This is a genomic window from Synechococcus sp. PCC 7336 (assembly GCF_000332275.1).
In the GTDB taxonomy this organism is placed as follows: Bacteria; Cyanobacteriota; Cyanobacteriia; order Thermostichales; family PCC-7336; genus PCC-7336.
Genome location: NZ_CM001776.1, coordinates 1478623 through 1487788, shown reverse-complemented (window position 1 = coordinate 1487788; position 9166 = coordinate 1478623). Strand labels below are relative to the sequence as shown.

The 9166-nt window shown below is 55.5% G+C and carries 9 protein-coding genes; 7 read left to right on the top strand and 2 right to left on the bottom strand.

Annotated elements, in window-relative coordinates:
- Positions 1-83: 83 nt before the first annotated feature.
- On the bottom strand, positions 84-1583 hold the full coding sequence (trpE, locus tag SYN7336_RS07210; protein WP_017325259.1) for an anthranilate synthase component I: 1500 nt from the start codon (positions 1581-1583) through the stop codon (positions 84-86).
- 775 nt (positions 1584-2358) lie between these two features.
- On the bottom strand, positions 2359-2721 hold the full coding sequence (locus tag SYN7336_RS07200; RefSeq protein WP_038025792.1) for a hypothetical protein: 363 nt from the start codon (positions 2719-2721) through the stop codon (positions 2359-2361).
- Positions 2722-2902: 181 nt separating this feature from the next.
- Here SYN7336_RS07200 and SYN7336_RS07195 point away from each other — a divergent pair, with 181 nt between their 5' ends.
- The 7 genes from SYN7336_RS07195 (at position 2903) to rplI (ending at position 9157) form a co-directional block, all read left to right on the top strand.
- The gene (locus tag SYN7336_RS07195; RefSeq protein ID WP_017325256.1) at positions 2903-3331 is read left to right on the top strand and encodes a rubredoxin; all 429 of its coding nucleotides are present in this window, start codon (positions 2903-2905) and stop codon (positions 3329-3331) included.
- 45 nt (positions 3332-3376) lie between these two features.
- Positions 3377-4345 carry a photosynthesis system II assembly factor Ycf48 gene (locus tag SYN7336_RS07190; protein WP_227498617.1) on the top strand — a complete coding sequence of 323 codons (969 nt, stop codon included), beginning with the start codon at positions 3377-3379 and terminating at the stop codon, positions 4343-4345.
- 50 nt (positions 4346-4395) lie between these two features.
- The gene (locus SYN7336_RS30660; RefSeq protein WP_017325254.1) at positions 4396-4557 is read left to right on the top strand and encodes a hypothetical protein; all 162 of its coding nucleotides are present in this window, start codon (positions 4396-4398) and stop codon (positions 4555-4557) included.
- A 10-nt stretch (positions 4558-4567) separates the two neighbouring features.
- The gene (gene ebsA, locus SYN7336_RS07180) at positions 4568-4939 is read left to right on the top strand and encodes a type IV pilus biogenesis protein EbsA (protein WP_017325253.1); all 372 of its coding nucleotides are present in this window, start codon (positions 4568-4570) and stop codon (positions 4937-4939) included.
- 304 nt (positions 4940-5243) lie between these two features.
- Positions 5244-6809 carry a site-2 protease family protein gene (locus SYN7336_RS07175; protein ID WP_017325252.1) on the top strand — a complete coding sequence of 522 codons (1566 nt, stop codon included), beginning with the start codon at positions 5244-5246 and terminating at the stop codon, positions 6807-6809.
- A gap of 141 nt (positions 6810-6950) precedes the next feature.
- Positions 6951-8624, top strand: coding sequence for an acetolactate synthase large subunit (locus tag SYN7336_RS07170; protein ID WP_017325251.1), 1674 nt, complete (start codon positions 6951-6953; stop codon positions 8622-8624).
- Positions 8625-8695: 71 nt separating this feature from the next.
- Entirely contained in the window at positions 8696-9157 is a 462-nt protein-coding gene (gene rplI / locus SYN7336_RS07165; protein WP_026100784.1) for a 50S ribosomal protein L9, read from the top strand.
- The last annotated feature ends 9 nt before the right edge of the window (positions 9158-9166 follow it).

Below are 9166 nucleotides of genomic sequence, written 5' to 3'. Positions count from 1 at the left end.
GGCTCCCTGTTCTATGGGTTGCCACCGTAGCCACCTGCCAGTTTTCCCCCGCCCCGTCTCGCCCAATGCGATCGCTCTCTTCTTCAAGCCTGCATTGCCAACGCGATCGCCTCTAACATGCCCCGCGCCTTATTCAAGGTTTCCTGATATTCCTTCTCGGGCTCGGAATCCGCCACAATGCCCGCCCCTGCCTGCACGAACACTCGGCCTTGCTGGACGATCGCCGTACGAATCGTAATGGCCGTATTGAGCTGGCCGGTGAAATCGTAGAATCCGTAGGCGCCAGAGTAGGGACCGCGACGCAGCCCTTCCAGTTCGTGAATAATTTGCATGGCTCGAATTTTGGGGGCTCCGCTGACGGTGCCTGCCGGAAAGGTGGCCTTCAGTAGGTCCCAAGCGGTGCGATCGGGTTCTAAAGTCCCCACGACATTGCTGACGATGTGCATGACGTGGCTATAACGCTCGATACTCATCAGCTCGTCTACCGAAACGCTGCCGCGATCGCAAACCCGGCCTAAATCGTTACGGCCCAAGTCCACTAACATGACATGCTCGGCCCGCTCTTTCGGATCGACCAGCAACTCTTCTCCTAGCGCGAGGTCTTCCGCTTGGGTGCGACCGCGCGGGCGGGTGCCGGCAATGGGTCGGACAGAGGCGATGTTGCGATCGCCTGCGCGATCGAGTTTCACCATCACTTCGGGACTCGACCCAATCAGTTGCATGTCTCCCAACTGCAGATAGGCCATGTAGGGGGAGGGGTTAATCAACCGCAGGGCGCGGTAGAGGGTAAACGGATCGCCCTCGAATGGGGCAGTCAGCCGCTGAGACAAGACCACTTGGAAAATATCGCCTGCTTTGATGTATTCCTTGGCAGCAACCACTTGCTCGCAAAACCGCTCTTGGCTAACGCTGGCGGTGTAAGGAATGTCGGTGGTGCTGGGGGGCGACCAATTGAGGTATAGCTTGGCGCTGTCGAGGGGGGCAGTCAGTTTATCGACAAGCGCTTGAACGCGATCGCAAGCGTCTGCGTAGGCGGTTTCGAGGTCGCGATCTTGTAAATTGGCATAGGCGACAACCCAAATTTTGCGCTTGACTTGGTCGAAGATGAGGATACTGTCCACTTGCACGTACAGGCCGTCCGGCGGATCGTCCGGTTCGGGCTCGAACACCGGCACAGTGGGCTCGATCCAGCGCATTAAGTCGTAGCCCCAGTAGCCGACTAGGCCAGCGATACTGGCGGGTAACTCGGGCAGGTGAACGGGTTTGAGAGGGGCGAGGCAATCGGCCAGAATGTTGAAGGGATCGCCCTTATATTCCGTGACGCTGCCGTTACGGTGGGTTTGGCGGGTGCGATCGCCTCTCGCCTGCAAAACCCACAGCGGATCGCAGCCCAAGAAGCTATAGCGACCTAGGCGTTCTCCCCCTTCCACCGACTCCAGCAGAAAGCTGTAGGGCTGTCCGGCACAAACGCGGTACCAGGCGGAGACGGGGGTTTCGAGGTCGGCGACGAGTTCGCGATAAACCGGGATGAAGTTGCCTGCTGCGGCTAACGCTTTGAAGCGGGAGAAGTCGGGATACACCATAGCTGTGATTTGGCAGTGTTTCGACTGTAACTCGAACTGCCCTCGGGACAATAACGGCCTCTTCTCAGATCGACACAGTTGATGAACGGCCAAAGAATTCTAGCGAGACTGAATCAGATCTACGTCACTCGGCATGTTGGGTTTAGCTGTCACTTAAGCCGAGTCTAGTCTGAAACCCGTAGTTTTGATGAGACACCTATTGATGAGACACCTATTGATGAGACACCTATTAGTCCCTCTCACTAGCGCTGTCGATCGCTGCATTCACCCCCTAAATCCCCCATTCTGGGGGACTTGACGACAGTGCTAGCTGGGGTTTGGAGACGGGGAAGACGAACCAGCGAATCGCGGTCATTAAAGTTGTAGAACGAAGCCAATAGCCTCTCACAAGTCCCCCACCAGTGGGGGATTTAGGGGGCCGAGTGCATCGTGTTTTCCGCCATTCAGTCTCAGCTTAAGTCCAGTAGTCAGGGTACTCTTCAAAGTATCCTAACCACATATCTTCATCTTGCCAGTAGATAAACTTTTTTCTCTCCATATCGCGAGCAGCCAAAATATTCTCGATACGGATATTTTAACGCAAGAATATACTCTTAAAAGAGGCCGACATTCTAATTCGGTGGTGCATTCAGTCTTCTGAAACAGAACCGAGCCGTCTAAATCTGGATGACTTTGAAAGACTCGGTTTTCAGCAAATTTTCCAGCAAATTTGAGAGACTGGGAAAGAATAGGTTCTGCCTCGATTGCTTCGGGTCGCCGTAACCCAACCCTGGATTCACAGCGCAGACAATTTTGCCATCTCGCGTTCCACTTGCTGTCGATAGCGCTCGTAGGAGTCCAGCCGCTCTCGGGCGGCGTCATAGTTTTGGCTGCATCGACGGACAAGAGCGAGATCTGCTAATGCTTCACTCCACAGTTGCTCGGCCATCCGCCACTCCCTCAGCGCTTCGCTCGGTTCTAGTTGGGGGGCCTGCTGGCCAATGGCAACGGCTTCAGAAGCTCGCGAGAGCGCTCGACCGAAGGCCGGACTCTCGCAAGGGGCGATCGCCCCCACCGTCACAGCTCCAATCGCCCCACCTAAAACCAGACCAATCGCTAACAGCGGCACATTTTCGTATAGCATGGCTCGATCTAGCATCTCTACGCCTTCCTCAATCTTGTGCCCGCGAACCAGATTAAACCGATCGTGTCTTGGCGATCGCCCCCCGCACAACACCCCCCGCGCAACAAGTATGGGCGATCTCTCAATGTATGGATTTTTGTAACAGAAACACCCATAATCAAAAGCAGTACGCAAGTTGCACGAGCGCTTTTTGAGAATGCCTGCTGACATTCCTCCAGTCCCTTCCGACCCAACTGCCGATTCTGTCGAACCGCCGATCGTCGATCTCAGCGGCGATATTGAAGCAGAAGAATCTGGCCCCACTCTCACCCCGCAGGAAATGCACCGCTACGAGTGCCGATCTTGCGGATATGCCTACGAACCCACCAAAGGCGACCCCCAAAACAACATTGCTGTTGGTGTCCCGTTTGAGAATTTACCCGCAGACTGGAAATGCCCCGTCTGCGGTGCCTCCCAAGCTCTATTTGAGGATGTCGGTCCCAAAGGGAAGCCCTCGGGCTTTGAAGAGAACTTGGGCTACGGCATCGGCGTCAACACTTTGACCCCCGGTCAAAAAAATATTTTGATTTTCGGAGCACTCGCAACGGCTTTCGCCTTCTTTATGAGCCTTTACCTGCTCCAATAATCCCCTTTGCTCGTCTCGTTCGTCGTTCATCCCCATTGCCTCATGATGCTTCGCGCTGTTGCTATTGCTCTCTCTCTGCTTCTCATGGCCGCTGGCTTGCCTAATATGCGGGTTTCCCCCTGGCAAGTGGTGGATCTGCCCGTCGATCGCACCTTACTCGCGATCGATTTTGTCGACAACAGCGATCGCGGTTGGATTGTGGGGGATAAAGGCACCCTACTCGAAACCCGCGATGGCGGCATCAACTGGGAGGCTCGCACGCTACAAACCAGCAACCCCGACTATTACTTGGATTCGGTCAGCTTTAACGGCCCGGAGGGCTGGGTGGCAGGGGAACCCAAAGTGATGTTGCACACCACCAGCGGTGGCGATACTTGGGAACAAATTCCCCTCAGCGACAAACTCCCCGGCGAGCCCATGCTAGTCGCCGCAATTGGTCCCAACTCGGCTGAGATGGTGACGACAGTGGGGGCTATCTATCGCACTGAAGATGGGGGACGACACTGGACAGCTCTGGTGGATGACGCGATCGGCGTCTTGAGAAATGTCAGCCGCAGAGGGGATGGTGCCTACATCGCAGTCTCCTCTCGCGGGAATTTCTACACCCTCTATCAACCGGGGGATCGTGTCTGGCAGCCCTTCAATCGAGACTCCTCCCGTCGCCTGCAGAACATGGGCTTTGGACCCAATGGCTCCGCCTGGAAAATCAATCGCGGTGCCGAGATTGCCTTTACGGACAATGTCACCACGGGGGAGTGGGAAAAAGTCAAACGTCCCGGCAGAACCACTAGCTTTGGCTATTTGGGCGCAACCTATCAAGATGAAGACAATATTTGGCTGGTGGGCGGTAGTGCCACCCTCGTCCACAGTGCCGATGGCGGTCAAACCTGGGAACAGGTGAAGCAGGTCAAAAATATTCCGGCGAACTTCTACTCGGTCAAGTTCTTTGAGGGCGATCGCGGTTTCATTTTGGGCCAGCGGGGAACCCTGCTGCGATATACCCCCACCTCCTGATTTCTGCACCTCGAATCGAGCGCTCGACTGTTCGGTCTTCGCAAACCTCGATGGGGCAGCCTTTCGCATCTGGGCTGCCTTTTGCGATCCCAGACGGCATCCCGCTGACAAGAACAGTCTATCGGGCGGGTAACTTGAAGGTGCTGGAGGAGGCGATCGCCTCGATCTGCCCTGCGCAGTTCATAGCCAGCAAGCGTCGATCGCGGTTGTGAAAGCGTAACTATGACCCTCGAAATTGAGCCTGCCAATCCCGGACAAGTTTCTGTCTATGCCCCCTACTACGCTGTCGGTCGGCGACCGCTACTTCCCTTTGCTGTGGGACTTTACAATCAAAAGAGCTTTGAAGGCAATCGCCAAATAGAAGGGGAAGCCGCCATCCCCTTTGTGGCCACTTGGCCCGTCTTGCCCCTTCCCTCCGACCTCACCCTCTGCCAGGTGCAGTTCGATCGAGACGCAGAGCTGACCTATGAAATTTCGCTCTCGAATTTCGAATTCATTGACTTCCTGATCGACGTGGTCAGTCTTTCCAAACGGGACCAAGAGCCAGATTTTAGTCGGGCGTTCTACAAAAAGCTGATGAAGCGCGAAGACTAGCCATCCGCATCCTCAGTCTGCGAGCAACCTCGATCTCGTCGCTTTCCCACGCCAATTCTGCCAACCCTCGAGAAGGGGCAGTTAGAATGATAAAACGCGTGCTCAATTCTGCGGCGATGGGAGCGCAGAGACGGATCCTGCGGCACCCACTACTGCAGATTGCCCTCGGGCTCTCAGCCGGATTGACGACCTTGCCCTGTGGAGGATAGCTAGTGATAGAGATGGCGATCGGAAATCAGGTATCCCTGAGTTCTACACTAGTTTTTTCAACCCAGGGTTGCCAACTGAGGAGCGAGCAGCAGTAATGAATTGGATTTTGCTCGCCCTATTGGGTTTATTGATCCTGGGGATGCTGCGTCAGGGGGTGGCTCGCTTTACCAATATTCGCTGGCAATTGCTCTGGGGTGTGATGATGCTGCCCCCTTCTGTCTGGGTGGTGTCGGTGGAGGTGTTTCAGTGGGAGCCCCCGCCGGTAGCGATCTTGCTCCTCTTTTTTGCCTCCTACATTGCCAGTGTAATTTTGTTACGGCGCGATCGATTGAAGCCTCCGCCCCGCAATCCATCAACCCCCGATCCATCTGACGATCGCGAACGCGACTCGACAGCCAGTGACGGGGCAACGGAATTGCAGCCAGACGTAAACCCCTCGCCTGCGGCAGCACTGCCGCAACTGTCCAGTTGGCAACCGACCCCAGATCGCTCCCTTGCCGAAGTGCCACAAGAAAAATTGCGGGGTTGCTTTCCCTGGACGGTCTATTACTTGAAGGATCTCGAATATCGACCCCAGGCGATCGTTTGTCGCGGCAATCTGCGCTCCGATCCAGATGAAGCTTACGATCGCATTAAAGGCAACATCGAGGACCGATTTGGGGAGCGCTTTCTTTTGGTTTTGCAAGAAGGATTTGCGGGCAAGCCCTTCTTTGCGCTGGTTCCCAACCCCGCTGCCCGCAAAGCAGGGGAGGCGATCGCAGATGAGGGCGAGCGACCGGGGTTAGCTTTAGCGCTACTGGTAGCGACGCTAATCTCCACCACCATTGTGGGGGCGATCGCCAGTGGGGTCACCCCCGAAGCCCTGTTTAGCCCCCCCTGGAACCTACTGCGGGGCTTGCCTTACGCCCTCGGCCTGTCGGCTATTTTGGCCGCCCACGAACTGGGGCACTATGTGGTTGCTCGCCGCCACCAACTCAAAACGACACTGCCTTATTTCATCCCGGTTCCCTTTGTTTTAGGCACCTTTGGCGCGTTCGTTCAGCTCAAAGGCCCCGTGCCCAATCGCAAATCGCTGTTTGATGTGGCGATTGCTGGCCCGCTAGCGGGTTTGGCGATCGCCTTACCCCTCCTGATTTGGGGGTTGAGCCACTCGGAGGTGGTGCCTTTTCCCCTCCCCGCCGAGGGGGAGACCGTAGCGCGCCTGAATTTCGATCTATTCGATCCTAGCCTCTCCATCATGTTGGCGATCGTCGCCAAGCTGGTCTTGGGCAGCGCTTTAGAGCCGGGAAACGTGATTCACTTCTCCCCGATTGGATATGCTGGCTGGTTGGGCCTGTTGGTCATCTCCCTCAACCTCATGCCCATCGGTCAACTGGGGGGCGGCCATATCGTCCATGCCGTCTACGGTCACCAGATGGGAGCCAATATCGGCAAAGTGGCCCGCATTCTCGTGTTGCTGTTAGCCTTCAGCATGCAGGAATGGCTCAAAGTGTGGGCGCTGTTACTGCTCTTTCTATCCAGTGTTGACGAGCCCGCTCTCAATGATGTGACCGATCTCGACGAACGGAGAGACCTATTGGGTTTGGGAATTTTGACGCTGTTAGTTTTAGTGGTTTTGCCCGTTCCTCCTATCCTTCAGACTCTGCTCGGGCTGGCCTAATGCCTTCTAAGATCCTTCAAACTAAGTCCCTCGGGTTTGGCACCAGTGCTTGCAATTGCGATGAATGATTGAGCTTGGTTAAGCGATAAATTGTTCGCCTCAATCGGTGTGTCACACTCGGTAGTAGGGGGATCGATACCGATGCGGGTATTTCTCATGCGCGTTGCAGATTTGTTGATTCGCTGCCTGGAAAATGAGGGAGTGCAATATGTCTTTGGCTTACCGGGCGAAGAAACGTTAGACATTAATGATGCTTTGCGTCAGTCTGACATTCAGTTCGTGTCGGTGCGGCACGAACAGGGGGCTGCGTTTATGGCCGATGCCTACGGGCGTCTGACTGGCAAAGCGGGGGTCTGTCTGGCCACCTTGGGACCGGGGGCCACCAATTTGATTACGGGGATTGCCGACGCCAACCTCGATCGCGCCCCCTTGGTCGCCATCACCGGTCAAGCAGACTTGCGCCGCGTTCACCAAGATTTTCACCAATATATTGACATCAACTCCGTCTTTCGTCCTTTCACCAAATGGACCGCCCGCATCAGTTCTCCCGAGCCCGTCCCCGAAGTAGTGCGCAAAGCCTTTAAATTAGCAGAAGCCGAACCCCCCGGAGCCACTCATATCGAGCTACCGGAAAATGTTGCAGCGATGCCCATTGCCGAGGGATACCCGGAGTTGCCCCTGCCCCATACCCCCCAGTCCAGTCGCGAGAGTGCGATCGCCCCCCAAGAACTCCTGCAACAGGCCGCCGAAATCATCGAGCAAGCCCAATCCCCGATTATTTTGGTGGGCAACGGCGTCATTCGGGCGCGGGCATCCGTCGCAGTACAGCAGTTGGCTGAAACCTTAAACGTGCCGGTGGTTAACACCTTCATGGCTAAGGGGGCGCTCAGCCTGCAGCATCCCAACAGTCTCTACACGATTGGGTTGCAGGCGCGCGATCACGTGGCCTGCGGTATGGATGGCAGCGATGTGGTGGTTGCCATTGGCTACGACTATGTGGAATACGGTCCCGAATATTGGAATCGCGATCGAGTTAAGACCATAATTCATATCGGTGCGACGCCAGCCGAGGTAGATCGCAACTACGTGCCTGCAGTGGAAATTGTCGGCAATGTGGAACGCATTGTTTCCCGCTTGGCCGGGATGGTGTTTCAGCCGAAAGACTTCAAGCGCTACAAGGAGTTGCAGGATCGCATTCTGCACGAATACCTGCTGACGAAGGACGATATCAGCTATCCCATCAAGCCCCAAAAAGCGCTGTACGAGCTGCGGCAAGCCCTAGCCCCCGAAGATATTGCAATTTCGGATGTGGGAGCCAATAAAGTCTGGGTGGCGCGGATGTTCCCGGCCTACCGACCCAATACGGTGTTGATCTCGAATGGGTTTGCCGCGATGGGGTTTGCCCTGCCCGCTGCGATCGCTGCCAAGTTGGTCCATCCCGAGAGGAACATCGTGGCAGTCTGCGGCGATGGCGGCTTCATGATGAACGTACAGGAGTTGGAAACTGCCGTTCGTCTCAAGCTGGCGATCGTCATTATTGTGTTTGACGACAACGGTTACGGTCTGATTCGCTGGAAGCAGCAGAATAAGTTTGGGGCTGCCACGGGAGTGGATTTCCAGAACCCCAATTTTGTTGCTCTTGCCCATAGCTTTGGAGCAGAGGGGTTCCGACTGGAACGGACGGAAGACTTTCCCGATCTCTTGCGCAAAGCGATGCAGTGCGATCGCCCCGTTGTGATTGACTGCCCAATTGACTACGGCGAGAATCTCAGGTTAACAGAGCGGCTACAGGATCTCAGTTGTCCGATCGTCTAGGCGATGGGGGAATTTGCTCCACCAAATCCTTTATACTGGTAAGCCTGGGAAAAATTTACGGCAACAGCATTATGGCGAAGAAAAACGTGCAGGTGGTCCTCCGGCAAGAGGTTGCCAAGCTGGGTAAGGCGGGCGAAGTTGTAGGCGTTGCCGCCGGTTATGCGCGCAACTATCTGTTCCCAAATGGTTTGGCCGAGCGCATCACTCCCGGCGTCTTCAAGACGATTGAACTGCGCAAGGCACAAGAGGCACAGCGCAAGCTGGAAGAGAGACAACTGGCTGAGAGCAAGAAGACTGCTCTGGAGATGATTAACAACTTTGCCGTCAAGGTTAAAGCGGGTGAAGGGGATGCCATTTTTGGCGCGGTGACCCACCAAAACATTGCGGATGCTATTCTTCAAGGCAGTGGTCAAGAGGTCGATCGCCGCAACATCTCTGTTGACGAGATCAAGCAACTCGGGGATTATTCCGTAGAAATCAAGCTGCACCCCGAAGTGACTGCTACGATTCGACTGCAGGTCACTGCAGCTTAGGTCGTTTCT